Genomic DNA, 25559 nt, shown 5'->3' with positions numbered 1-25559 from the left:
AATAAATAAAAAATCCGGATCTTCAATGTAAGATTCGGATTTTTATTTTCTTGCTTTCCAATTTTCAGGATCTCTGGAAGTATGAAAGACGGAATATATTTCAATTAAATTTTCCTCTTCGTCGTAAAAATAATGAATTCCAAAAGGAAACTTCTTTAAAAATACTATTCTAAAATTTTCATATCTTATTTCACACGCTAAGGGATTTCCGGAAATATGTTTAACTTTTTCTTTTAAATCTTTTAAAAATATCCAAATTAACTTTTTATTTCTTGCATTATACCAATCAGTAATCTCCTTTAAATCAAAATCTGCATTTTCGGAAATAACCACTTTAACTCTTTTCATCTAACAATTTTCTCTCAAAATTTTCAATGAAATTATCAAAATCCAAAAGAGATTCCGGATTTTCTTTTGCATATTGAGCCCTTCTTTTTACCTCTTCTTTTTGCCAATTAGGAATGGAAAAATCTTCCTCAATTGTTACTGAAATTGGTTTATTTTTAAATGCAGCTTTTATGCTTCTAATTAAATCTTCGTTAATTTCGTCAGCAGAGGATAAGTGGAATACGGTATTCATAATTCGGTTTATTTTATTCAAAGTTAATAAAATTCGATTATTGTTTTTAAAATTTTATATTTGTGAAATTTGAAACTTGAAAATATGAAGACTAAACATCCTAAGGGATTGCCTTTCCTCTTCTTTACGGAAATGTGGGAACGTTTCGGGTATTATCTGATTCTCGGAATTTTTGTTTTGTATGTGATTGAACCAACCGGTTTAAAAGGAGGGCTTGGACTTCCCGACAAAACTGCAGATGACATTTTCGGAACTTACATCGCTTTAACTTATCTTACTCCTTTTATCGGTGGATTTTTAGCTGACAGGATTTTAGGATATATCAAATCGATTTATTTAGGAGGTATTCTGATGGCCGCAGGATATATCGGGATGGGAGTTTTCAAAGAATTACCCCTATTTTACGGCTCTTTAGCATTAATCATCATAGGAAACGGTTTTTTTAAGCCTACTATTTCTACCTTGCTGGGAAATCTTTATTCTGAAGAGCCATATAAAGCCAATAAAGATTCCGGGTACAACATTTTCTACATGGGAATCAATATCGGGGCATTTATATGTAATATCATTGCCGCTTTCATGCGTAATAAATTCGGTTGGGGTGAAGCTTTCATCACTGCCGGAGTGGGAATGCTGATCGGGATGGTGATTTTTACCATCGGAAGAAAACATTACATCCATGCAGCACAGATGAAACCCGTACAGGAAGGTGATACAAAACTTTCAGAAATCTTAATGAAAGTTTTCCTGCCTGCTATTATTGCAGGAGCTATCGGCTGGTTTGTCCCGGGAAATATTTTCGGAAGTGACAGCACTGATGCCTTTATTTTTGCCTGTGTTCCTGTTATCTATTTTTATGCATCCCTTTATTTTAAAGCAAAACCGGAAGAAAAGTCTTCAATCGGAGCTTTGCTTTCCGTATTTTTAATCAGTATGTTCTTCTGGGCAGTTTTCAAACAGAATGGAACAGCATTGACAAGATGGGCTAATTATTATACCGACAGGAGTGTTCCTGCATCCGTAGAAAAACCATTGGAAGAAATTTATATGGTTGACGGAAAAAGCTATGAAAACAAAGAAGTTCCTGTTTATGATGACCAGTTCCAGTCCCAAAAAGATAAAGACGGAAACACAATTAAGGAACAGGGAAAAGATATTTATTTTAAAAATATTTCCTCTAAGCAACGTGCAGAATTAGAAAAAAATCCTGAAAGTAAAGTCTATTTATACAATACGGAATTATTCCAATCCATCAATCCGTTTTGGGTGATTGCCTTAACACCGGTCATCGTGGGATTCTGGGCTATGCTGAGACGAAAAGGAAAAGAACCGCTGACTCCGACAAAAATTGTTTTAGGATTATTCATTTCCGGGTTATCATGCTTAGTAATGGCATTGGCTGTAATGGCCGGAGACAATGGAGCTGTAAAGGTTTCTTCATGGTGGTTAGTAGCCGGTTACGGGGTAATTACTGTAGGTGAGCTTTGTCTTTCCCCAATGGGATTATCTTTTGTTTCCAAACTTTCACCTGTAAGAATTACAGCTTTGATGATGGGTGGATTTTTCCTTGCCAACTCCGTAGGAAACAAGCTTTCAGGAATTCTGGCAAGTACCTGGTACAGCTATGACAATAAAATAAATTATTTTCTTGTCAACTTCGCTTTATTAATGTTTGCTACGTTATTAGGGCTTTCAATGTTAAAAAAATTAAATAAAATCATGAGAGAAAAAGGACATTAATCCTTTATTTTTTATAATGAATGTAAGGCTGTAGATTCGTTCTGCAGCTTTTTTATTTAAATATAAAATTAAAACCTTGCCAAAAACTCAAAAAAAACTATATTTGCTAGTCTTAACAAAAATTAACAATAAAAAATGGATAATACTGAAGCATTAAGTCCGAAACCGGATGAATTTGTAGAGAATAAGGGTTCCAGGCATCCAAAAGGATTATGGGTTCTTTTCGGAACAGAAATGTGGGAGCGTTTCAACTTTTATGGGATGAGAGCACTTTTGACGCTCTTTATGGTAAATTCCCTATTAATAAAAGAAGCTGATGCAGCGATCATCTATGGTGGATTTTTAGCTTTATGTTATCTGACTCCTCTATTAGGAGGTTTTATTGCTGATAAATATATCGGAAACAGGAATGCAATTTTAATCGGTGGATCATTAATGGCGATTGGCCAGTTTTTGCTTTTTATCAGTGCCTCTACATTTTCCGGCAGTATAGGAAGTGCTAAGCTGATCATGTGGCTGGCTTTATTCGTTATCATTTTCGGGAATGGATTTTTCAAACCTAATATTTCCTCAATGGTGGGTAGCCTTTATCCGAAGCAGGAAAAATCAAAATTAGACTCTGCTTTCACTATTTTCTATATGGGAATTAACATCGGGGCATTTTTAGGACAGTTTATCTGCCCGTATTTAGGAGATGTAAAGGATGCTACTACAGGAGTAAGAGATATTTTTGCTTTCAAATGGGGATTCCTGGCTGCTTCTATGGCGATGATCATAGGAACAATAACTTTCTTTTTCCTTAAAAACAAATATGTTGTAACACCGGAAGGAAGACCTATCGGAGGATTACCAAAACACAATACAAGTGCAGACTTTGAAGAGGGAGAAACTCAGACTGCCAAATTCTCAAGCAAATTTTTAGCGTTTACCGGAATCATATTCGTTGGGCTATTTTTTGCTTTCAGATATTTATTGGTAGGAGAATTCGGATTTAACTCTGTAGAAATGGGACAGCTAATCAAAGGGATTATTTATCCTTTCATCTATGCAGCCGGTATTTCTTTAGCTTTCCTGATCATGACTTCTGCAGAAAATAAGGTTGAAAAACAAAGAATCTGGGTGATCTACATTGTATCATTCTTTATCATTTTCTTCTGGGCAGCTTTCGAGCAGGCGGGATCTTCGCTTACCTTTATCGCAGACAACCAAACAGACAGAAATATTTTCGGATGGAATATGCCGCCTTCGATGGTTCAGATCTTCAACGGAATCTTCGTAGTGTTATTGGCAGTTCCGTTTAGTTTATGCTGGGATAAATTAAGAGCAAAAGGAAAAGAGCCGGTATCTCCGCTGAAACAGGCTATTGGTCTGGCTTTAATCGCTTTAAGCTATTTCATTATTGCACACAATGTAAAAGACCTCGGAAATTCAGGACTGTTGGCTATAAAATGGCTTATGCTTCTATATTTCATCCAGACTTGTGGTGAGCTTTGTTTATCCCCGATCGGATTATCATTGGTTGGAAAGTTGGCTCCAAAAAGATTTGCTTCATTATTATATGGTGTTTTCTTTATCTCTAATGCTGCTGGTTATGCACTTGCAGGTTCATTAGGAGCACTTATCCCGGCTACAGGTGATAAGTTTGAAAAAGCAGAAAAAATAGGGGTTAATCTCCAGGATGTGTTAGATAAAAAAGTAACCTTAACCACTGATCAGGTTGCGGCATTTGAAAAAGCTCAGTTACCATTACAAAACCCAACATTTGCAGGATTTGAAATCCATAACTTATTTGAGTTCTTCATGGTATTTGTAGTACTTTGTGGTATTGCTGCCATTATATTAGCAGTGATTTCACCACTCTTAAAGAAAATGATGCATGGTGTAAACTAAGTGTATCAACAAAATACTTAAAAACCTCCGCCAAGTCGGAGGTTTTTTTTATTTTCGTATAATGGAAGCTTCTGAAGATTCTTTGTTCCAGTCCGTAAAGGAAATTATTAAACAGTCGCACGAAAAGGCTTTTCGGATAGCGAATTCTACCTTATTGCTTACCTGCCGGCAGATTGGACAACTGATTGTAGAAGATGAACAGAAAGGAAAAGAGCGGGCTGCTTATGGAAAATATACGTTAAAGAATCTTTCTCAAAAGTTATTCCTGGAATTTGGGAAAGGTTTTGACTACACCAATCTTTCCAATATGCATAAATTTTATCTTGCATTTCCAATTATTGACACATCGTCTCTACAATTGTGCTGGTCCCATTATCATTTAGCCCAATCAGAATAATAAAAACCCTTAATAAACAATCATAAATCATTATGAGCTTAACTTTAGACGAAATACAAAATTTTAAAGGAAAATACCCGAAACAAATCTGGAGCCTTTTCTTTTCTGAAATGTGGGAACGTTTCTGTTTTTATGGAATGCGCGGAATGTTGGTTTTCTTCATGATCTCACAATTAAATTTTCATGAAAAAGAAGCTAACCTTCAATATGGCGCCACACAGGCGTTTGTATACGCTTTTACTTTTGTAGGTGGTCTTTTTGCAGATAAAATACTGGGATTCAGAAAATCTTTGTTCTGGGGTGGCCTTTTAATGATTGTGGGAAGTTTGATTTTAGCAGCAGATCCACATAAGTTTTTCTTTTTAGGAATTGCTTTTACCGTTGTAGGGACCGGTTTTTTTAAGCCGAATATCTCATCAATGGTAGGACAGCTTTACAAACCGAATGACTCAAGAGCCGATGCTGGTTTCTCCCTTTTTTATGCCGGAATTAACCTTGGGGCATTATTGGGTGGATATTTATGTATTGCCATCGGAAAAGGAGAAATTCTCGAAAATTTAATTCCCGAAGGAGCACGATGGAATATCGCCTTCGGATTAGCAGCTATTGTAATGGTTATAAGTTTAATTAATTTCATATTCACTCAGAGAAGCCTGGGAACGATCGGGCTTCAGCCGGGACATCCTTTGGCAGAAGTAAAGTCTGCACCGATCTCGAAATGGAAAGAATACGGCGTGTATGTGCTTTCACTTGTTTTTATACCGGTTATTATGATCATGGTCGCAAAAACAGAATATACAGATTATTTTATGTATACGATCGGGCCTCTCACCCTTCTTTATTTGTTTTATGAAATGACTAAGGTAACACCTTCTGAACGTAAAAAACTTTGGGCAGCATTGGTTTTCATCCTGTTTTCTATCCTGTTCTGGGGAATTTATGAGCAAAGCGGAGGTTCACTAAGTATTTTTGCTGCCAAAAACTTAAACAAAGACCTTTTAGGGTTAGACCCTAATGGAGTGAACAATTCCGGAGGTGCATTTTTCATCATTTTCCTGGCACCGCTTATTGGATTGCTATGGATCTGGCTGAATAAAAGAAAAATAGAACCCAACACGCTTATTAAATTCGGGTTAGGATTTATTTTCCTGGGAATCGGTTATTATGTTCTGTTTGCTACAAAACTTTTTGCCAATTCTGCCGGAATCACTTCTTTAAATTTCTTTACCATTGCTTTATTGGTGATCACTCTTGGGGAACTTTGCCTTTCGCCAATCGGGTTATCGATTATGACAAAGCTTTCCACAAAAAATCTACAGGGAATGATGATGGGAATGTGGTTTCTTGCTTCTGCCTATGGACAGTACGTAGCAGGAATTATCGGGGCCAATATGGCTACCGCAAAAGAAAGCTCAACCAACTATGATGCTTTAATCACTTATACTGATGGATATAAACAATTGGGATTATATGCGGTAATTGCCGGGGTGGTATTAATTTTGATATCCCCGTATGTGAAAAAATTAATGCAAGATGTAAAATAAACTTAAGCTTATTATGCTTATTTTTATTAATAATTAAAATTCTTATGAAAAAATTGATAAGCATAATAGCCCTGTTTTTAATAAGTTTCAGCTTTGCCCAGATCAAATGGATGAGTATTGATGAAGCCCTGAAAGCCCAAAAGCAAAATCCGAAAAAAATCCTTATCGATTTTTATGCAGACTGGTGTGGCCCATGTAAAATAATGGACAAAAAAACTTACGGACATGCAGTTATTGCTCAGATTTTAAATGAAAATTATTATCCCGTGAAGTTTAACGCCGAGGAAAAGAAAAGCATCGAAATTTTCGGAAGAACATTTTCGAACCATAATATCGAGCAGAAAAAAGGAAAAAACTCTCTGCATGAATTTACCCAGTATATGAATGTAGCAGCAGTCCCAAGTACGGTCTTTTTAGATGAAAAGGGCGACCCGATCACCATTCTGCAGGGAGAATTATCAGCTAAAGAGCTTGAGCCCTATCTTGAATTGATTTCAAAAGATACGTATAAGAAAATCCGTAGCCGGGAACAGTGGGAAGATTATCAGAAAAAATTCAAATCTAAAATAGAAGATTAATTGACGGTCCGGGGTCTGAGGTTCCGGGTTGCAAATAATGAATAAATTACTCATCAGACTTTCAATTTTTTTTTGGAAGTCTTTTTTATTTTACCGAAATTCGAACCTTTGTTTTTTTATTCAAAATCAGAATCCCGAAACCAGGGTTCCAGATAAAATGACTTTAGAAACCTCCATAGAATATGTAAAAGGAATCGGTCCGGAGAAAGCCAAACTCATTAAAAATGTATTGGGAATTTCCACCGTGGAAGATTTTCTCAACTTCTATCCTATCCGGTATCTGGATAAAAATAAAGTATATAAAATCTCCCAGCTCCAGGAAAGCAATCTTGAAATTCAGCTGAAGGGAAAAATAACCCAGATCCAGGAAATTCAAACCGGAAAAACCAAACGTCTTACTGCCAAATTCAATGATGAAAGCGGAACTATGGATCTGGTATGGTTTCAGTATTCAAAATGGATGAAAGAGCAGCTTCCCATCAATAAAGAAATTTATATTTTCGGAAAAATAAATGTTTTCAACAAGCAGTTTTCGATGCCGCACCCCGAGATCGAGATTGAAGAGAATAAGGAAAACGATAATCGTCTGAAACCGATTTATCCAAGTTCGGAAAAATTAACCAAGCGTGGTTTAAACCAGAAATTTTTCCAGACCATTCTGAGAAATATCTGTAAAGAAATTCCCAGCCTCATCCAGGAAAACTTACCCGATTACCTGATAAAATCTTTTAAATTCCTTTCCAGGCAACACACCTATCTGAATATTCACTTTCCACAAAACTTAGAATATTTTGAAAGAGCCAATAACCGATTAAAATTTGAAGAGTCTTTCTTTTTTCAATTGGGCTACGTTTTAAAAAAACTTCATCAGAAAAGCCAATCTTTTGGAAATCCGTTTCCTATCGTAGGGGATTATTTCACCGGTTTCTACGAAAACCATCTTCCGTTTGAGCTTACCAATGCGCAGAAAAGGGTTTTAAAGGAGATCCGTCTTGATATGAAAAAACCGGTTCAGATGAATCGGCTTCTGCAGGGTGATGTAGGTTCCGGAAAAACAATGGTAGCCTTACTTACTATGCTTATTGCCATGGATAATGGTTTTCAAAGCTGTATGATGGCTCCGACTGAGATCCTTGCTCAGCAACATTATAACGGAATCAAAGATTTATTACGGGAAACCAATATCAATGTTCGTCTCTTAACAGGCTCTACCAAGGCATCCGAAAGAAAAATCATCCATGCTGAACTCGAAAGCGGCGAGTTATCTATTCTTGTAGGCACACACGCTGTTCTGGAGGATAAAGTAAAATTTAAAAATCTGGGATTGGCAATTATTGATGAGCAGCACAGGTTTGGAGTGGCACAGAGGGCAAAACTCTGGGCTAAAAATAAAATCCCGCCTCATATTCTGGTCATGACCGCCACACCTATTCCGAGAACTTTAGCGATGAGCTTTTATTCTGATCTGGATGTTTCTGTGATTGATGAGATGCCGGTAGGAAGAAAGCCGATTATTACTGCTCACAGACGTGAAAAAGACAGGGTCTTCGTGTATAATTTCTGTAGAGACGAAATTAAGAAAGGAAGACAGGTTTATTTTGTTTATCCGCTGATTGAAGAATCTGAAACTTTAGATTATAAAAACCTGATGGAAGGCCTTGACCAGGTGATGAATTCTTTTTCGGAATATAATGTTACGATGCTTCACGGAAGAATGAAACCGGATGAAAAAGATGCCGCAATGAATTATTTTGCTTCCGGAAAAGCAGAAATCATGGTAGCTACTACTGTGATTGAAGTGGGGGTTAATGTTCCGAATGCTTCTGTAATGGTCATTGAAAGCTCCGAAAGATTCGGCTTATCACAGCTTCATCAGCTAAGGGGACGTGTCGGACGTGGTGCAGAGCAAAGTTATTGCATACTGATGACTTCGGATAAATTATCTACCGAGAGCAGAACCCGTATCAAAACAATGACTGAAACTAATGACGGGTTTAAAATTTCTGAAGTGGATATGCAGCTTCGTGGCCCCGGCGATATCCTGGGAACCCAGCAAAGCGGTGTTGTAGATTTTAAAAGACTGGATCTGGTAAATGATTCTGCTATTATTAAAAGTACAAAAAAAACGGTTGAAAAAATTCTTGAAGCAGATCCTCTGCTGAGCCGTGCCGAAAACCAGGGGATTAAAAATTATTATGTAAGGTATTATAAAGGCAAAAATAAATGGAGCAAAATTTCATAAAAAAACCGCGAAAAGAAATAATCTTTCCGCGGCCCCCTTATAAAACTGTTATTTAGAAGAAATTACTTTTGTTCTGATTAAAAAAATTTATTTAGTAGAACACTTAATACTTTGTGATGTGGTGTTTGAAAATATTTATATATTATTTGAATGACTATTTTTTAAGCTACTACTAAATAAATTATGAAAAACAAAATGAACTATGTTTCCAACTTACTTATTATAAAAACTAACTAGGTCGTCAGAGGATGATTTTTATGAAACGAATATAACTTATTCCCCCAACTATCGAGTTTTCATGATTGTACCGTTTTGTTTAAAGATCTTCTGCGCTTAACATTGGAAATTCATATAATTCATTTTGCTTGACTAACATTGTGATTTATATAATTTAGTTTTCTAAACAGAAATAATTACTTTATCATTTACTGTTTTTTTATATAGATAATTTGTGTTATCATTTATAATACAAATTTGATCATTTATACTCAAAAAATTTTTATATTATTATATTTAATCGTTATAAAATTTTCACCTAATTGTGAATATTATGTAATAAATATAAAATATTAAGTTAACATTGAGCAACAAATTATCCCTTATTCATCATACTTTCATGATAAAATTCTCTCTATTCAATCCTGAAGTATGATACTGCCAGTTGATGGCAATAATTTCTGAAATCACCTTTTTTAAGTCATTATAACTCCCTGGCTTTTTCATATAAATATTGGCTCCTTTCACAAAAGCTTCCTCTACTTCCGCTTCAGACAGCTCATCTGAATAAACAACAATAATCATATTACTGAACCTGAAATCAATTTTAATTTCCTCAAGATATTCTATGCTGCTTTTTCCGGGAAGATTATAATCTATAAACAAAACTTCAGGGATGAGAGCTTCTTTATTATTGAGATACCCCATCAGATCTTCCCCGTTTTGAAAAGACTGAACTTTAACCGGTATTTTTAAATCTTTCAATATGCTTTTAAAAAAAACAAGATTCCCTTCATCATACTCTGCAAGAATAACGTTCAGGTATTCTTTATTCATAAAGCATTTTAGTATTAATAATTATACTTTGTGCATTCCTTCTTTTCGTTATCAGTTTCTGAAACTGGGAAGGGGTAATACCTGTTGTATTCTTAAACTGTGTACTGAGGTGGGCAACACTGGAATAATTAAGCTTATGGGCAATTTCAGTAAGACTAAGTTTATTATTAATGATTAATTCTTTAGCATATTCTATTTTCTGAAGAATTATAAAGTTCTCTATCGAGGTATAGGCTACTTCTGAAAATAGATTTGATAAATAACCATAGCTGTGGTTTAGTTTTTCGGCGATATAGATCGATGCCTTTACAGGAATTACATCATCCGAAAAAACCAGTTCTACAATAGCATCTTTTATTTTCTGTACCAGAGTGGTCTTCTGGCTTTCGATAATTTCAATGCCATAATCTTCAAGGTTTTTCTTGAAAGTAGTATGCTGCTCCTGGGTAAATGATTCATAAAATTCTACCTCACCAAAGTTCAGCAAACGGTATTTCAAGCCCTGTTCTTTAAGTTTCTCATCCAACACCTTCTTACAAAGTGCGTTGAAATCAAATTTTACATACATTTTCATCCTGATATAAGTGTGTCTAAATTTTAAGTAAATATAGTACTTTATTTCATAACAAAGTGAAATAGGATAAAAAAATTATATTTACTTAAAAAATGCAAAAAACTCCTGCATTATTGAATACAGGAATTTAAACACTAAGGATGAAAAAAATATACTGATCAAAGCTTTGTACAGCTTATAACCAAGCATATGAATGTATTGTTATTAAGTGATTTGGTTCTGATACAAATATCAGCCAAAAAAAAACATCACTTGTTATAGAATTATAAGATAATGTTACAGAATTTTAAGTCAATTATTTGTGAATTATAAACTCCATTAAATAGTCGTCCATGAAAAAATTATTTCCAATATCAAAAACCCCTTCATCATAGACTTTGTAGCCTTGCGATTCATAAAACTTCCGGGCTTCATTATATTTATTTACATTCAGAATAATTCTCCCGTCACCATTTTCCGCCACTTTCTCTGCCAGAAAGACAAGTGCTTTTTTACCCAATCCCTTTCCTTTACTTTCAGGAACAAGATAAATGCGGTGAAGCTTTGTGGTCTGGTTTTCATAAGCATGCTCATAGCCGATAAACCCGTCAAATGAGTCTGTAGCTTCATCTAAAATCAAATAATAATGATAATTGGGATTTTGAAGATGGCCTGAAATTTCTTCTGCAGAATACATCGTACTCAACATATACTCCATCTGCCCGTCAGAAAGTATTTCGGCATAAGCTTTCTGCCAGGATCTTCTTGCCAGCTCCTGGATCATTGGAATATCTTTTTCTGTTGCTTTAATTAATTTCATGATTCCTGATTAAAAAAAGTGAAAAGCCGGAACCTTTCACTTTGTTATTTAAAATATTTAGTGTCAATGGTGAATGGTCAATTTAACTGTAAAATTCACGATTCACTTTACTTAAATGTTTGTCATTTCAGCTTTGATTTTAGCATACAATCCTTCTGATGCAGCTACAAGGGGAAGCCTTAAATAGTTTTTAATGATTCCTTTTTCAGCTAAAATAACTTTAATTCCGCAAGGGTTTCCTTCTGCAAAAATCAGGCGGGTAATTTCAACCAGCTTATTATGAATTTCATAGGCCTCTTTTACTTTTCCTTCAAGAGCCAGCCGTACCATTGTGGAAAACTCTTTTGGATATCCCTGCCCGATCACGGAAATCACACCGTTTCCACCTGCTAAAGTAACAGGTAATGTATATTCATCATCTCCCGAAACAAGAGAAAATCCTTCCGGTTTTTTTCTTAAGATATCAAAATACTGAAGAATGTTTGGTGCTGCTTCCTTAATCATAAATAAATTAGGGAATTCTTTTGCCAGGCGAATGGTGGTATCAGCTTCAACATTCTGCCCTGTTCTGGAAGGTACATTATAGATAATAATATTCTTCCCGGTGGAAGCCAAAGCCTTATAATGCTGATAAAGCCCTTCCTGATTAGGCTTATTATAATACGGAGATACAGAAAGTACAGCTTCAAAAGCTGAAAGATCTGCCTCTTCAATTTGTTCTTTTACTTCAAGGGTATTGTTTCCTCCAATTCCCAACACTAAAGGAAGGCGTTTATTATTTACCTTTATGATATGATCTGTTACCTGTTTCTTCTCTTCAGCAGAAAGGGTTGCAGCTTCCGCTGTCGTTCCTAATACCACTAAATAATTGGTTCCGTTCTCGATATTATATTCAACAAGTTTGGTTAAACTGTCAAAATCAACGGATAAATCTTCATTAAAGGGTGTTACCAAAGCTACACCTACTCCTTTTAAAATGCTCATCTGTTAGAATTATTTTCCCCAAATTTAATAATTTAGACCAAGAATTTGTAATAAAAAATAATGTTTTATTATACATATAATTATATTTGCATATACTAAAAGAAATTATGACATCGCCACGACTGAAGTTGTTTATAAAAGTACTATAAGAACCGGCGATTACATATGACCTTAAAAAAATAATTTGCAACATATGAAAGATAAATTCTTATTATTAGGAATTGCCCTGGTTTCACTTACCTCTTGTAAAACAACATCTTTACAAGTGGCCAATGTGCAGCCTCAGAAAAATATTTCTATTAATAAAGAGCTGAAAAATGATGAGGAGTTTGTAAAAATTATTGAACCCTACAAGCAAAAACTGGATAAAGAGATGAACCAAAAAATCTCACATACCAGCGTAGATCTTACCAAGCAGGGTGATAACAGCAATCTGGGAAATCTTTTAGCAGATTATACCTTCGATGGAGCTGATGAATGGGCAAAAAGCCATCTTCAAAAAAATGTAGACGCCGCCTTAATTAATATCGGAGGAATCCGTACTACGATCGGGAAAGGTGATATTTTCCTGAAAAGTGTATTTGAAGTAATGCCTTTCGAAAATGAAGTGATCATTGTAAAAATGAAAGGAGCAGATTTGCAGGGACTTTTTGATTATTATGCAAAAAACCAGGTGAATAATCCGGTTTCCCATTTGTATATTGAAACCAATAATGGGCAGCTGTCTAAAACACTGATCAATGGGAAAGCAGTAAATCCTGAGCAGGATTATTATATCGCAACTTCAGATTATTTGGCATTGGGAGGTGATAATATGAAATTCTTTTCAAAAGGGAAAGCCATTCCAACCGGAATTAAATTAAGAGATTTATTCATTAATTATTTTAAGAAAAATTCTGAAGTGGTTCCGAACACAGATATTCGTTTAAATTTTACCGGTAAGAAATAATGGATAGAAAAAGTTTTTTAAAAGCAATAAGTGGCGGAACCCTGGCAATGGCTTTGGCTCCGAATATGATGATGGCAGAAGATTTATCATTCAATGGTTTAAAATCTGCAAATAAACTTACCTTACTTCATACCAACGATCAGCATAGCAGGATAGAACCTTTTGATGAGAGCTACACCAAAAACCCTAACCAGGGTGGCTTTGCAAGAAGGGCAAACCTGATTCAACAGATCAGAAACCAGGAAAGTAATGTTCTGTTGCTGGATTCCGGTGATATTTTCCAGGGAACTCCTTATTTTAATTTTTTCGGAGGTGAGCTGGAATTTAAATTAATGTCGATGATGAAGTATGATGCCTCTACCATGGGGAATCATGATTTTGACAACGGACTTGACGGGTTTTTAAAAGTGTTACCCAATGCTAAATTTCCGTTTATCTGCTCCAATTATGATTTCAAAAACACCATTCTCGATGGCCAGACTTCGCCTTATAAAATTTTCAACAAAAACGGGATTAAAGTGGGAATTTTCGGAGTAGGAATCCAACTGGACGGGCTTGTCGGGAAAAAACAATATGCTGAAACAGTATATTCAGACCCTGTAGAAGTTGCCCAGCATTATTCCAATTTTTTGAAAAATGAACAAAAATGCGATCTTGTCATCTGTTTATCTCACATAGGATATGATTATAAAGACGAACCGAATAAGGTAAGTGATAAAATATTAGCAGCCAGCACAGAAAATATTGATATTATCCTGGGCGGGCATACCCACACTTTCTTACCGGAGCCCCAGGCCTTTAAAAACCGGCAGAATAAAAATGTCCTGGTTAATCAGGTAGGTTGGGCAGGGCTTCTTTTAGGCAGAATAGATTTCTATTTTGATGCCCATAAAAACATACAACACATTTCGTGGAACAATCAGGTTATAGACAGCAGTATAATAGCGTAATATGAAAAAACTCTCCATAATTTCCCTTGGTATTTTAGCATCCCTTCAGTGGGCAAATGCACAGACGATTTCTTCAAAAAAATGGTCCGATTTATTTTCTTACAACAACGTTATGGCGATGAAAGAAGATAATGGAAAAATAGTGGCCGCAGCAGAAAACGGGATCTTTTATTATACTATTTCAACAGGTGAAATTACGAAACTGTCTAAGGCAAACGGCTTACATGAAATACAAATAACTGCTTTTGACTATAATCCTCAGACTAAAATAGGCCTTATAGGCTATCAGAACGGTTCTATGGATGTTGTTTCCCCGGATGGAGTTACTTATATTGTTGATATTCCGATTGCAACAGGATATAACGGAAGTAAAAAAATCAACCACATTTCTATAACAGGCGATAAAGCTGTGGTATCAGTAGGATATGGGGTTTCAATCTTTGACCTGAAGAAAAAGGAATTCGGGGATTCTGCTTTCTTTCTGACGGCTGGGGTTTATGAAGCGAGTAATGAAGCGACCATTGTAGGCAACCGAGTATATTCGGTAACGAATACAGGACTTAAAAGCCATGAAATGAATACCACTTTCCCTGTATTCACCACCTGGTCAACCGATATGCCGGGAGCATTTACCCATATAGATTCGGAATCGGTACTCTCTTTCTCTTCTGCCAATACTGCTTATCTTTTCAACAACGGGGTTTCCACTCCTCTTTCACAGACTTTCGGAAGTGTAAAGGACGTGGTAGTGACTGCCGGTAATATTATTGTAACCGATCAAAACAGGATCTATACCTTCAATACCAATGGAAACTACAGTGGTACGGTAAGTTTCGGTGAAGAGTGTAACACCGCAACCTCTGCCGGAGGAAAAGTCTATGGTGGAACAGTACTTTCAGGAATTAAGGATGAAGCTAATAACAGTTATAAACCCGATGGCCCTTACTTCAATTATGCCTATAAAATAAGCCTGTATGGTGAAAATCAATTCTTAGTTTCCAGTGGAGGCCGTGAGGCAAGATATAACACTGTTTTGTCAAATCCAAAAAATCCGGGCTTTTATTTTTTCAACGGACTTGAATGGATCTATCCTTCAATGTTTGTAGGAAGTACAACCGTATTCAACGTTTTAGATGCCATTGCCAATCCCAGCAATACAGATGAAGTTTTCTTCAATAATTATAACAACAATGCAGGTCATGGGATTTATAAAATGAAATACAATTCGGGAAGTAAAGATTTTGACCTGGTCAAATATTATGATCTCGGTTCTCCGAATAATTTTGCACGCCGCCCTGTAGGTTTTACATATGATGATCAGAATAACCTCTTTGCAACCATGTCATTTATGGATGGCGGATCAATGGGTATTGCTGCCTACGACAAGGCAACAGATGAATTTCTTATCAAAAATGTCGGTATTTCGAGTGATGCCGTACAGAAGCCTGTTTCTTATGAAAAGTTACTCTGGATTCCTCTGGCAAGGACCAATAATTTCCTGGTTTACGATTATAAGGGAACCGTTAATATTTCCGATGATTCCCAATATCTTTTAAGCCAGTCCAATGGTTTTTCAGCTAATTCAGTAGGGACAATTTCTGTAGCTATTGATAAATCCGGGGATGCTTGGATTGGTACGGATGCCGGATTAAGAATATTAAGCAATGCAGCATCAGCCATCAAGGATCCGGACCCGAAGGTGAATCCTGTTATTATAGAACAGAATGGCCTCGGAGAAGAGCTTTTCAGGGATTCTTCCATTTTACAGGTGGAAGTAGATGCCGGAAATCATAAATGGGTTTCTGTAGAAGGTGGTGGTGTATATTATCTTTCTGCAGACGGACAGCAGACGATCAAACATTTTACGAAAGAAAACTCTCCGTTGCCTACCAACAGTATCACTGATATTAAAGTGGACCGCAAAACCGGAAAAGTATATTTTGTAACTTATAGTGGTATCGTAACTTATCAGGGAGATGTAGCTGATGTAACCTCCGATTTCGGAAATGTGCTGGTATACCCGAATCCGGTTGTTTATTCCAATTTTAAAGGGAAAGTGACCATCAAAGGCTTAGCAGAAACAACGAATATCAGAATTACCGACACTGCAGGAAACGTAATCCATTCTGCGGTAGCAAGAGGCGGTTATTACGAATGGGACCTTAATAATCAAAGAGGAGCAAGAGTGGCTTCAGGGATTTATTTTGTTCTGATGACCAATGAAGACGGCTCCGATAAAGCTACTGCGAAAATAGCTGTGGTTAATTAATGAATTCACAAAAAGGATTTTTACTTTCATTTATAAAATATGGTGAAAATGATGCGGTCCTGCATTGTTTTACGGAGGAAGACGGCTTTCAGACTTATTTTCTTAAGGGCATTTATGCTAAAAGGAATAAGAAGAAAGCGCTGCTGCTACCTTTAAGCCAACTCAGCTTTTCCGTTAACCCCGGAAAAGGAAATGGCATTCAGTCTGTTTCAAGGTTTGAACTGGTCAGAAACAATGATATTTACACCGATGTTAAAATGAATACGGTGATTTTTTTTGTTTCGGATTTTTTAAATCAGATTCTGAGGAATGAAAATAAAAATACAGTTGTTTTTTTCAGTATTGATGAGTTTATCAATGAGCTGGCCCTGGAAAATTACCAGTCTCATCTTGTTTTCTTAATTAAGATCCTAAAAATTCAGGGAGTTGCCCCTTTGGTCAGTACCGGAAGCTATCTCGATCCGGAAACCGGGGTTTTTACTACAGGATTGACCCATCAACTATTCAGTGAAGAGACTTCCTCGATCTGGAAAACTATTCTGTCATCAGAAAATCCATATCAGATCAGGATTCATTCTTCCCGGAGAAAAGATTTTCTGGATAGTTTATTAGTCTATTACCATTATCATATTACAGATTTTAAGATCCCAGCTTCTCTGGAAGTTATTCAGCAGATATTTGAGTAAGCTAAATGGCAAAAAAGCAATTTTGCAGTTTTACAGTTTCGCTTTTTCGCCATCCGGTTTCTCAGTCTCCTCAGGCATTTCCGTTTCAGATCTGGCAATTTCTTTCTTAGAAAATCTTGGCTGGAGGATTTTTGCTATAAGCCCTGTCCAACCGGTCTGATGTGAAGATCCTACTCCACGTCCGCTGTCCCCGTGAAAATATTCATAAAACAGAATATAATCTTTAAAATCCGGGTCAGACTGGAATCTAGGATATTGTCCGTTGAATGGGCGGTTTCCGTTTTTATCTTTCAAAAATATTGCAGATAACCTTTTGCTCAATGCATCTGCAATCTGATCCAAATTGAGATAGTTTCCGCTTCCTGTGGGATATTCGACCATAAAATCCGGGCTATAGTAAAAGAAAAACCTCTGAAGGCTTTCTATAATTAAAAAATTAACCGGGAACCAGATCGGACCACGCCAATTGCTGTTTCCCCCGAAAAGGCCGCTGTCACTTTCAGCCGGAGTATATTTTACAGTAAAATCTGCTTCGTTCAGCCTGATCGTGTAAGGATTATTTTCATATTCCTTAGACAGGGCACGCACGCCATAATCACTTAAAAATTCTTCCGGATTAAGCATTCTGTTTAATAATCTTTTCAAACGGTGTCCCCGTAAAAGCGATAATAAATGTTTTGAATCCTGTCCTTTTACTTCCCAACGGGAAACCAGGGCAGCTAGCTCAGGCTTATTTTCCAGCACCCAATTCATTCTTTTTTTAAAATTGGGAAGGTTTTCAATCATCTCATCATCAATTACTTCTACCGCAAATATTGGAATCAAGCCTACAATGGTTCTCAGCTTCAGATACATATGGCTCCCGTCGCCTGAAGAGATGGCATCATAGAAGAATTCATCTTCTTCATCCCAAAGGCTGAAATTTTCGTCGCCCATATTATCCAGAGAATGGGCAATGGAAAGGAAATGCTCAAAAAACTTCATCGCCATTTCTTCATATACGTTGTTGTACAGAGCCAGTTCCAGGGCAATCCGCATCATATTGAGGGCAAACATCGCCATCCAGCTCGTCCCGTCCGACTGTTCCAGATGTTCACCATTGGGCAACGGCATATTCCGGTCAAAGATTCCTATATTATCCAGTCCTAAGAACCCGCCTTCAAAAATATTGTTTCCATTATTATCTTTTTTATTCACCCACCAGGTAAAATTCATCAGTAATTTTTGAAAAGCACTTTCCAGGAACTGTACATCAGGTTTGTCATTCAGATATTCATCAATTTTAAAAACCCTGAAAACAGCCCATGCATGTACGGGTGGATTCACATCACTTAAATTCCATTCATAAGCCGGAAGCTGCCCGTTGGGATGCATATACCATTCAAAGAGGAAAAGCTTCAGCTGATGTTTGGCAAATTCCGGGTCAATAAGTGAAAAGCTTATGGTATGGAATGCCAGGTCCCAGGTTGCATACCACGGATATTCCCACTTGTCGGGCATCGAAACGATATGCTCATTGTTGAGATGCTTCCAGTCATAATTCCTGATCTTTTCCCGGGATTTCGGAGGTGCTACTTCTGCCGGGTCACCTTTCAGCCACTTCTCTACGTTGTAATGGTAAAACATTTTGTTCCAGAGCATTCCGGCAAAGGCTTGTCTCTGAACCATTTTTTCATCATCTGATGTAATCCCGGACTGAATATCTGCATAGAATTCATCTGATTCTTTTTCCCGTTGGTTAAAAATTTCATCAAACCCGTCAAAAGGTTGTGCCAGGTCTTTATCAGAAATCCTGAACTCCAGTATTTTAGTTTCCTGTGCTTTAAAATATTCATCAATAAAGAAGGAAGCCTTTGTTCCGATATCTTTTGCATTAACCGCCGATGAATTTCCATTGATCACAAAATCATTGATCCCGTCTTTACAATACCTTGATGGATTCGGAGACTGGTATAGTTTTTCACAATTGGTTTCATTATCACAAAACAATGTTTTCAAAGATTGCCTTGCGTATACATTTTTGATTTCAAGGTCTTTGTGGTCTACTTCAATACGGGTTGCTTCTTCTGAACCCAGTTGTGGTTTGTAGGTGTCATATCCCCAGCTCCATGTATTCCTGAACCAAACAGTGGGCAATATTATAAGTGGGGCTTCTTTTTCGGATTTATTAATGATGGTAAGCTTCACTAAAATATCATTCTGACTTTCTTTTGCATATTCAATAAAAATATCAAAGTATTCATTCTCATCAAAGATCCCGGTATCAATCAGCTCATATTCAGGCTCGTTTTTATTTCTTTCCGCATTTGTTTTCACTAAATCATCATAAGGAAAGGCATTTTGAGGATATTTGTACAACATCTTCATATAAGAATGGGTAGGTGTGGAATCGAGATAATAAAAATACTCCTTTACGTCTTCACCATGATTTCCCTGTCCGTTGGTAAGGCCAAAGAAACGCTCTTTGATCATTTTATCTTTCTTATTCCAGAACCCTACGGAAAACACGAATTTCTGAAGATCGTCACAGATACCGCAAATTCCTTCTTCACCCCACCTGTAGGTTTTGGATTCGGCAATATCATGATTGGTATAATTCCATGCATCTCCATTGGCGCTGTAATCTTCCCGCACCAATCCCCATTCCCTGTTGCTCACGTAAGGGCCCCATTTTTTCCATGAGAGGTCTGAGAGTCTGTTTTTTTCAAACATGCTTTTTGAGTTATGAATTATAAGTGATGAGTTATGAGTTGAAGGTTTATAATTGAGAGAGGTGTTATGATTCAATATTGGTTTGAAAGCATATTTTACCCATTGGGTTTTGAGTTTAAAAGTTAAGATATTAAATTTAAACTGTTTTCAATAATCAGCAATCAAAGTTGAGCTAAAGTCTGATATTACTCTTAACTTATAACTTATAACTTATAACTTATAACTCATCACTCTACACTAATATCATCCTCCCGTTGAGAAGCTTTCAAAGGTGGTCATTCCGCCGTCTACGAATATGCTCGTTCCGGTAATATAATCGGCTAAATCACTGGCGAGAAATGCAGCCAGATTCCCGATATCCTGTGGTTGTCCGATTCTATTGTAAGGGATAAGGCTAAGGAGTGAATTCAGGGCTTCCGGGGTTTCCCACGCACTTTTATTGATTGGAGTCTGAATAGCTCCGGGACAAATGGAATTGACACGGATCTTATCTGCCCCATATTCCTGGGCGAGGGTCTGCATCAGCATTCTTATGGCTCCTTTACTCGATGCATAATTGGCATGGCCGGCCCATGGAATAATCTCATGAACGGAACTGATGTGAATGATTTTTCCGCAGGCGACGGAACGTGAGGGATCTATTCCGCGGCGGAGAAATTCTTTGATGGCTTCTCTTGCACATAGGAACTGACCGGTTAAATTCACTCCGATCACAGCATTCCATTGGTCAATGGTCATTTCCGTGAACTTTGAATCTTTCTGAATTCCGGCATTGTTGATCAGGATATCTACAGTTCCGAATTCTGAAATGACATCCTGAAACATTTTTACTACCTGGTCTTCTTTAGAGACATCACACTGATAGGTGATCCCTTTTCCCCCCGCGTCCGTAATCTCTTTTAAAACAGCTTTCGCTTCATCTGTTGATCTTTCTGAAGAATGATTGACAACGACTGCTGCCCCTGCCGAAGCTATGGATTTTGCGATTCCGGTTCCTATTCCGCTGGAGGCTCCTGTAATGACAGCCACCTGATTATGAAGCGATATTTCCATACGTTTATGATTTGAGCTTACTCAAAGTTAGTGGAAAGAATCACGCCAAGCAGAGAATTCTGTTTAAAATTTTCTTAAAGTTTTTTATACATCAGATACTGCGGGCCGTTTCTGCCCATTCTTGTTTTACCATCGCACTGATATCCTGTTTTGATATAAAGATGGTAGGCTGAACTGTTATTCTGATTGACTGCCAAAACGATTTCGTCACAATTTTTGAAATGTTCCCTGATGAAATCATCTATTTTGAGCATGGCCGCCTTACCGATCCCTTTTCCCTGAAATCGCGGATTTACCGATAAGGATCTCAACAGGACGGAGTTTCCATTATCAGTAAGGTCCAATTTATCATCACCAAAATCCAGCACAAAAAATCCGGCAGGTTTTTCCTCATCAAAGATCGTGAGCGGAAACGCTTTGCCGTCACTACGGTCTCTTATTCTCTGTAATGCCTGCTCTGCTGTAGAGGTATACTGTGCCTGGTTTTCATCCAGTGTATAGCTGACTCCGGAAAAATCTTCCCGCTTGAAAAATTGTAAACTGATCATATTTTGTGAAATCTCTTATTTCTTGAATTTTTAAATCTTTTTAATCCTTTAATCATCAGTGATGATACACATCTTCATACATTACACCGGCACGGATTTCTACCGGTAATTTATTTTCTTCAGGAACGATAGGGCAATTGTAATCGTAGGCATTATATGCACAGTAAGGCTGATAAGATTTATTGAAATCGAGGATAATGGTATTTCCGGCCGGGATAGTAAGATCCATATATTTTCCACCGCCATAGGTTTCTTTTCCGTTGGTGGCATCCAGGAATGGTAAGAAAAGATAGTTTTTATATTTTTCCTGCTTTATCAGATCCAGGCTCTGGTACAAGGTTAAAGTATAGGATTTCCCATTCAGCACAAAGTTTGTTTTTCCGTATTCCCGGTAGGTTTTGGTTTTTCCTGAAGAGGTAGGAATTTCAAAGGGTGTTGCATTTTCTGTTTTCACCATCTTCGCGGTAACCCGGTATTTTAAATCTATGGGAAAGAAAGGATGCTTTTTAAAATTGATTAGATTATCTCCACGCAGGGGTGTTTCTTTGGGATTCAGATATTCTGCATTTAATTCTTTCTGGAATTTCTTAATCTCTCTGATTTCTTTTGAAGCCATTTTTTGCGAAAAGGCAAGCCACGGAAAAAGGAAAAATATCAATACATATTTGCTCATAGCTTAAAATAATTAATGAGATGTAAAGCTATTAAATTATAAGCTTAAAAAATTGATCTGCCTGATTTTATCTCGTTAAGATATTTTCTTACTTTGTTTTCATGCTCTGTGGGATATGTTGTGTTGAGCTTTACTGAAAGATCAAGGCCTATTTCATGAACCAGGTCTGCATAGGCAAATAAAGCATCCCAGTTGTCTTCAATAGAGCTTCCGGAAAAAGTGGCTTCAATTTTTGTCCAAAGATCCGGTGACAAATATTTTTTGAAAAGCCTGCCATGTTTACTGGTTGTGATATCCCAACTGTTTTCACTGGCGATAAACCATTCCAGAAGAGGAACCAGATAATCTGTCCTTATAACATCTTCGCTCATAAATTTGGCATAGAAAATATCTTCGCGCTTAAGGCATTTTGCCACATAGGTGGTATCCCACCAGAAATCATTGAGCAATTGCCGGAATCTCTCTTCTGAAGGTTTCTGAATCATGACAGACCGATAGGTCGGAGGTTTTAAGTCTTTCGTCAGACTATCTTTATCTATTAAAACTTTATACCCCACATCCCAATCTTCGGGAAGATTTTCTTCTTGCATTTCTTTGATGAATTCTGATTTTTGGTACAGCTTAAAATCTACTTTTACGTGGTCTTCATAGAGTACCATTTTCATGGCGTGTTTATATTCAAAAAAAGTTTCATCTTCTTCTACCATAGAAATAGGAACACCAAAGAGCTCAATCCACTTTTCATCTTCTTCATAAGTTTTCATATTCTCAAAAACCAGCTCAATATCAAGGTCACTGAAATCGTCTACGGGAGCATAAGGGTTTACCAGTGAACTGGTGAGTAAAACCGCCCGGATATCAGGGTTTTCCTGTGCCCAGCTAATAATTTGCGCCAGCTTTTCATCTCTTGCTTTCATCAGTAAGATTCTGAGATTTTCACCCGGTAAACATCCATCGAATTCCTTTTGATCGATTCTACAAAGAAACCACCTTCTTCGGCGATTACCTCTCGCAGGTCAAAGCTTTTACAGTCTTTCGGAAGACCGGAAAATATCAAAGTAAACCAGAAATCTTTCATAAAGGGAACGGGCGTCCAGTTGGGAACCAGTGAAATATTTTCAGCATGAATGAGCCTGCTCTGATGCTCAGACTGGTTATCAAAAAGATAGGTGGTATGCCATATCCTGATGAGGTTTCCAAAAAACGGTGATGCCGGGAAGCAGCAATGCACAATAACCTGCTTCTCCTCTTCTGCTTTTGTCTGAAGGGATTCAAGAATTTCTTTAGCAATAATAGGCTTTACAACTGTTTCTTCCACAATCTTTTTTATGAATAATAAGTACCTGACGATGAATATGATGTTACAAATTTATTCAAATTTAAGTTAATAAAATAAATTTCAGCGGGTCATAAAAGCTATTTTCTATTGGTAAGAAGTATTGCAGGACCGGGGTTTCTGCAAACTTATATGTCATTCGTTTATGTAGGTGAAGACTTTCCATTCATATAATTATCAATCAAAAAGTGACCTTCTCCCAAAAGAGGTCACTTGGTATTTGTAGTTTTTATAACTGCTCCGAGCAAAATATGCATTACCCGTTTTCAAATGGTTCATCCCGGAAGGATAGTAATCATTACTGTCTACAATTTCAAGATCTCCTGTACCGTTCTTAGTGAAGCGGTAGACTTCCCAAAACAGGGAAGTCTACCTAATTGTTTAAAATGGACTAGGTATTATATTCCCATTAAAATAAAATGTAGTTCGTTCTAATGCTGCTGGGTTTGAATATAATTGAAACAATTCCCAACTAGTTGCTCTACTAGTTCCTAATCCTTTTGATCCCTCCATTACAGCTTTCCAGGGATGGATCATATCTCCACTGGGTCCCATCATATACAACAAGATTATAAACCCAACTCTCTAAATTTATATTTGTAGTTTAATTGGATAACTGTAATAAGTACAGTCGGAGTTTTTTTGTTAATTTATAAATAAAACCACTACAAATTGCAATGGTTTTTGCTATTTTATTCTCATTAAAACTAGAAGATTGATTTCAATCTCTAATTCTAATTAAATTTCTCAACTTTAAAAATAGAAAAGTATAGCTTTTCTCTCAAAAAATGAAGTTTTAATTTTCCTTACTTATTATTTGAGCTTTTTTTTCAAAATAACGTACTATTTCATCTTCATCTTTTTCAATAATTAAATTTTCATATGCTTTTTTATTGATACATAGCTCAGAATAACCTATAATCGCCTGAATATATGGATAAATCTCTTCTCCTTTTTCTATTAATCGAAATTCCCAGTTATTTTCCAATTTATTTTCCAATATCTCAAACAATTGACATGGACAAGCAAAAACAAATTCATTATCATCTAATAAATAGGCTTGGTATGTTTGAAAAATAATTATTCCCATTACTATATATTCATTACCTATTACCAAATCATTATACTCACTATTAGCAGAAGCTCCAAATCTACCAAATTCTTGTCTATCGAACATATTTTTATATTCATATTCTCTTAAGAATTCTCCCTTATTGCTTATACAGCGTACTTTCATATATTATTGGTTATTTAAATTTAAAATCATCAACAGCTTTTATCATTCCATTATCCCACTCTGCAACATAATGTACAACAGCATTTACCCCATTTGAAGTTTTAACTTTGTATTTCATCTTACTCCAGCTGGGGTTGAAGACTTACCCTTCTTGCCACTGCTCTCTTGATAAGTTCGTCATGTATAAATCCATTTTTACTCATATAGTCACTCCAACCTTTATCGTACGCAAAATTTAAATTTTTTCCCGATCCTCCAAGCCAGTGATTAAGCAATTCTTTACCTTTTTTATCAAAATACCAGGGAGCTACTGGATTTTCTTGGTTTGGATCATAAAAATCATTATAATTTGGATTAATGAAATATCTATACCCAGCATCAGTTATATCTGTAGAGGTGAACTTATTACCCGATATATCAAAATTATAATTTACTGCTGAGAATCCTGTTAATGCACTTTTAAAAATATTTTGACCATTGGCCAGTCCGTTAAATATGCTTCCAACAGCACCAACTACGGAATTTTGAATCATTTTTGTTCCGGTTACACTATACTTATCCCCTGGCCAAGAGCCGCCCCGGCGAATGCTCCTCCAACGACGGCTCCCCAGGTGCTTTTCCTGTCCCATTTTACAGGATTCCAATTTTCAACTTCCTTGTTTTGCCTCAGTTATTTAGTACTTAAAATAATCATAGAAACCCTCTTGAAATGGTAGACTTCCCTGTTTTTCAGACAAATTAAAATTATTAAATTTAGTTTGTTAA

The 25559-nt window shown here is 36.5% G+C and carries 24 protein-coding genes; 10 read left to right on the top strand and 14 right to left on the bottom strand.

Going from position 1 to position 25559, the window contains the following annotated elements; all coding sequences use genetic code 11:
• Positions 1-42 precede the first annotated feature (42 nt).
• Together PMI13_RS08640 and PMI13_RS08635 are read right to left on the bottom strand one after the other, a co-directional pair.
• Entirely contained in the window at positions 43-348 is a 306-nt protein-coding gene (locus tag PMI13_RS08640; protein ID WP_007842781.1) for a type II toxin-antitoxin system RelE/ParE family toxin, read from the bottom strand.
• The gene (locus PMI13_RS08635; protein ID WP_007842780.1) at positions 335-580 is read right to left on the bottom strand and encodes a hypothetical protein; all 246 of its coding nucleotides are present in this window, start codon (positions 578-580) and stop codon (positions 335-337) included. Before PMI13_RS08635 ends, PMI13_RS08640 begins: the two co-directional genes overlap by 14 nt.
• Positions 581-664: 84 nt before the next feature.
• On the opposite strand from PMI13_RS08635, the gene PMI13_RS08630 reads away from it, so the two are divergent.
• The 6 genes from PMI13_RS08630 (at position 665) to recG (ending at position 8971) form a co-directional block, all read left to right on the top strand.
• Complete coding sequence (locus PMI13_RS08630; protein WP_007842779.1) at positions 665-2320, top strand: peptide MFS transporter; 1656 nt, start codon at positions 665-667, stop codon at positions 2318-2320.
• A 135-nt stretch (positions 2321-2455) separates the two neighbouring features.
• On the top strand, positions 2456-4210 hold the full coding sequence (locus PMI13_RS08625) for a peptide MFS transporter (RefSeq protein WP_007842778.1): 1755 nt from the start codon (positions 2456-2458) through the stop codon (positions 4208-4210).
• Positions 4211-4271: 61 nt separating this feature from the next.
• On the top strand, positions 4272-4607 hold the full coding sequence (locus PMI13_RS08620; protein ID WP_007842777.1) for a DUF1016 N-terminal domain-containing protein: 336 nt from the start codon (positions 4272-4274) through the stop codon (positions 4605-4607).
• 32 nt (positions 4608-4639) lie between these two features.
• Entirely contained in the window at positions 4640-6151 is a 1512-nt protein-coding gene (locus PMI13_RS08615; RefSeq protein WP_007842776.1) for a peptide MFS transporter, read from the top strand.
• Positions 6152-6195: 44 nt separating this feature from the next.
• Positions 6196-6729 (top strand): thioredoxin family protein, encoded by a 534-nt coding sequence (locus PMI13_RS08610; RefSeq protein ID WP_007842775.1) that lies wholly within the window; start codon positions 6196-6198, stop codon positions 6727-6729.
• A gap of 157 nt (positions 6730-6886) precedes the next feature.
• The gene (gene recG / locus PMI13_RS08605) at positions 6887-8971 is read left to right on the top strand and encodes an ATP-dependent DNA helicase RecG (protein WP_007842771.1); all 2085 of its coding nucleotides are present in this window, start codon (positions 6887-6889) and stop codon (positions 8969-8971) included.
• Between the two features lie 606 nt (positions 8972-9577).
• Here the strand turns inward: recG and PMI13_RS08600 are convergent.
• The 4 genes from PMI13_RS08600 to dapA form a co-directional block, all read right to left on the bottom strand.
• Positions 9578-10024, bottom strand: coding sequence for a response regulator (locus PMI13_RS08600; protein WP_007842769.1), 447 nt, complete (start codon positions 10022-10024; stop codon positions 9578-9580).
• The gene (locus PMI13_RS08595; protein WP_034670567.1) at positions 10017-10598 is read right to left on the bottom strand and encodes a helix-turn-helix domain-containing protein; all 582 of its coding nucleotides are present in this window, start codon (positions 10596-10598) and stop codon (positions 10017-10019) included. Before PMI13_RS08595 ends, PMI13_RS08600 begins: the two co-directional genes overlap by 8 nt.
• 295 nt (positions 10599-10893) lie before the next feature.
• Complete coding sequence (locus tag PMI13_RS08590) at positions 10894-11397, bottom strand: GNAT family N-acetyltransferase (RefSeq protein WP_007842766.1); 504 nt, start codon at positions 11395-11397, stop codon at positions 10894-10896.
• Positions 11398-11508: 111 nt separating this feature from the next.
• Positions 11509-12381, bottom strand: a complete 873-nt coding sequence (dapA, locus tag PMI13_RS08585) for a 4-hydroxy-tetrahydrodipicolinate synthase (protein ID WP_007842765.1) — start codon at positions 12379-12381, stop codon at positions 11509-11511.
• 193 nt (positions 12382-12574) lie between these two features.
• On the opposite strand from dapA, the gene PMI13_RS08580 reads away from it, so the two are divergent.
• Genes PMI13_RS08580 through recO form a run of 4 tightly spaced genes read left to right on the top strand, consistent with a single transcriptional unit; the run spans position 12575 to position 17235 of the window.
• The gene (locus PMI13_RS08580) at positions 12575-13330 is read left to right on the top strand and encodes a 5'-nucleotidase C-terminal domain-containing protein (RefSeq protein WP_007842764.1); all 756 of its coding nucleotides are present in this window, start codon (positions 12575-12577) and stop codon (positions 13328-13330) included.
• A complete protein-coding gene (locus PMI13_RS08575; protein WP_007842762.1) occupies positions 13330-14280 on the top strand; it encodes a bifunctional metallophosphatase/5'-nucleotidase in 951 nt (316 codons plus the stop codon). Before PMI13_RS08580 ends, PMI13_RS08575 begins: the two co-directional genes overlap by 1 nt.
• 1 nt (position 14281) lies before the next feature.
• Positions 14282-16549: a type IX secretion system anionic LPS delivery protein PorZ gene (porZ, locus tag PMI13_RS08570; protein ID WP_007842760.1), complete on the top strand. Its 2268-nt coding sequence runs from the start codon at positions 14282-14284 to the stop codon at positions 16547-16549.
• Complete coding sequence (gene recO / locus PMI13_RS08565; RefSeq protein ID WP_007842758.1) at positions 16549-17235, top strand: DNA repair protein RecO; 687 nt, start codon at positions 16549-16551, stop codon at positions 17233-17235. The genes porZ and recO overlap by 1 nt, the downstream gene beginning before the upstream one ends.
• A gap of 30 nt (positions 17236-17265) precedes the next feature.
• On the opposite strand, the gene PMI13_RS08560 is transcribed toward recO, so the two are convergent.
• The 8 genes from PMI13_RS08560 to PMI13_RS08525 all read right to left on the bottom strand — a co-directional run bounded on the left by PMI13_RS08560 (position 17266) and on the right by PMI13_RS08525 (position 25423).
• Entirely contained in the window at positions 17266-19947 is a 2682-nt protein-coding gene (locus tag PMI13_RS08560) for an MGH1-like glycoside hydrolase domain-containing protein (RefSeq protein ID WP_007842757.1), read from the bottom strand.
• Positions 19948-20190: 243 nt separating this feature from the next.
• The gene (locus tag PMI13_RS08555) at positions 20191-21000 is read right to left on the bottom strand and encodes a glucose 1-dehydrogenase (RefSeq protein WP_007842756.1); all 810 of its coding nucleotides are present in this window, start codon (positions 20998-21000) and stop codon (positions 20191-20193) included.
• Between the two features lie 74 nt (positions 21001-21074).
• Positions 21075-21548 (bottom strand): GNAT family N-acetyltransferase, encoded by a 474-nt coding sequence (locus PMI13_RS08550; protein ID WP_007842754.1) that lies wholly within the window; start codon positions 21546-21548, stop codon positions 21075-21077.
• A 55-nt stretch (positions 21549-21603) separates the two neighbouring features.
• Positions 21604-22164 carry a DUF1684 domain-containing protein gene (locus PMI13_RS08545; RefSeq protein ID WP_238536295.1) on the bottom strand — a complete coding sequence of 187 codons (561 nt, stop codon included), beginning with the start codon at positions 22162-22164 and terminating at the stop codon, positions 21604-21606.
• 101 nt (positions 22165-22265) lie between these two features.
• A complete protein-coding gene (locus PMI13_RS08540) occupies positions 22266-23138 on the bottom strand; it encodes an AadS family aminoglycoside 6-adenylyltransferase (protein ID WP_007842749.1) in 873 nt (290 codons plus the stop codon).
• Positions 23138-23539 carry a hypothetical protein gene (locus PMI13_RS08535; RefSeq protein ID WP_007842748.1) on the bottom strand — a complete coding sequence of 134 codons (402 nt, stop codon included), beginning with the start codon at positions 23537-23539 and terminating at the stop codon, positions 23138-23140. The genes PMI13_RS08540 and PMI13_RS08535 overlap by 1 nt, the downstream gene beginning before the upstream one ends.
• 814 nt (positions 23540-24353) lie before the next feature.
• Positions 24354-24794 (bottom strand): hypothetical protein, encoded by a 441-nt coding sequence (locus tag PMI13_RS08530; RefSeq protein ID WP_007842745.1) that lies wholly within the window; start codon positions 24792-24794, stop codon positions 24354-24356.
• Positions 24795-24913: 119 nt separating this feature from the next.
• Positions 24914-25423 carry a hypothetical protein gene (locus tag PMI13_RS08525; protein ID WP_007842743.1) on the bottom strand — a complete coding sequence of 170 codons (510 nt, stop codon included), beginning with the start codon at positions 25421-25423 and terminating at the stop codon, positions 24914-24916.
• Positions 25424-25559: the final 136 nt, after the last annotated feature.

It is taken from the genome of Chryseobacterium populi (assembly GCF_000282115.1).
Lineage (GTDB): Bacteria > Bacteroidota > Bacteroidia > Flavobacteriales > Weeksellaceae > Chryseobacterium > Chryseobacterium populi.
Note: the sequence above shows the minus strand (reverse complement) of the source record. Positions and strands in the feature narration are given on the sequence as shown.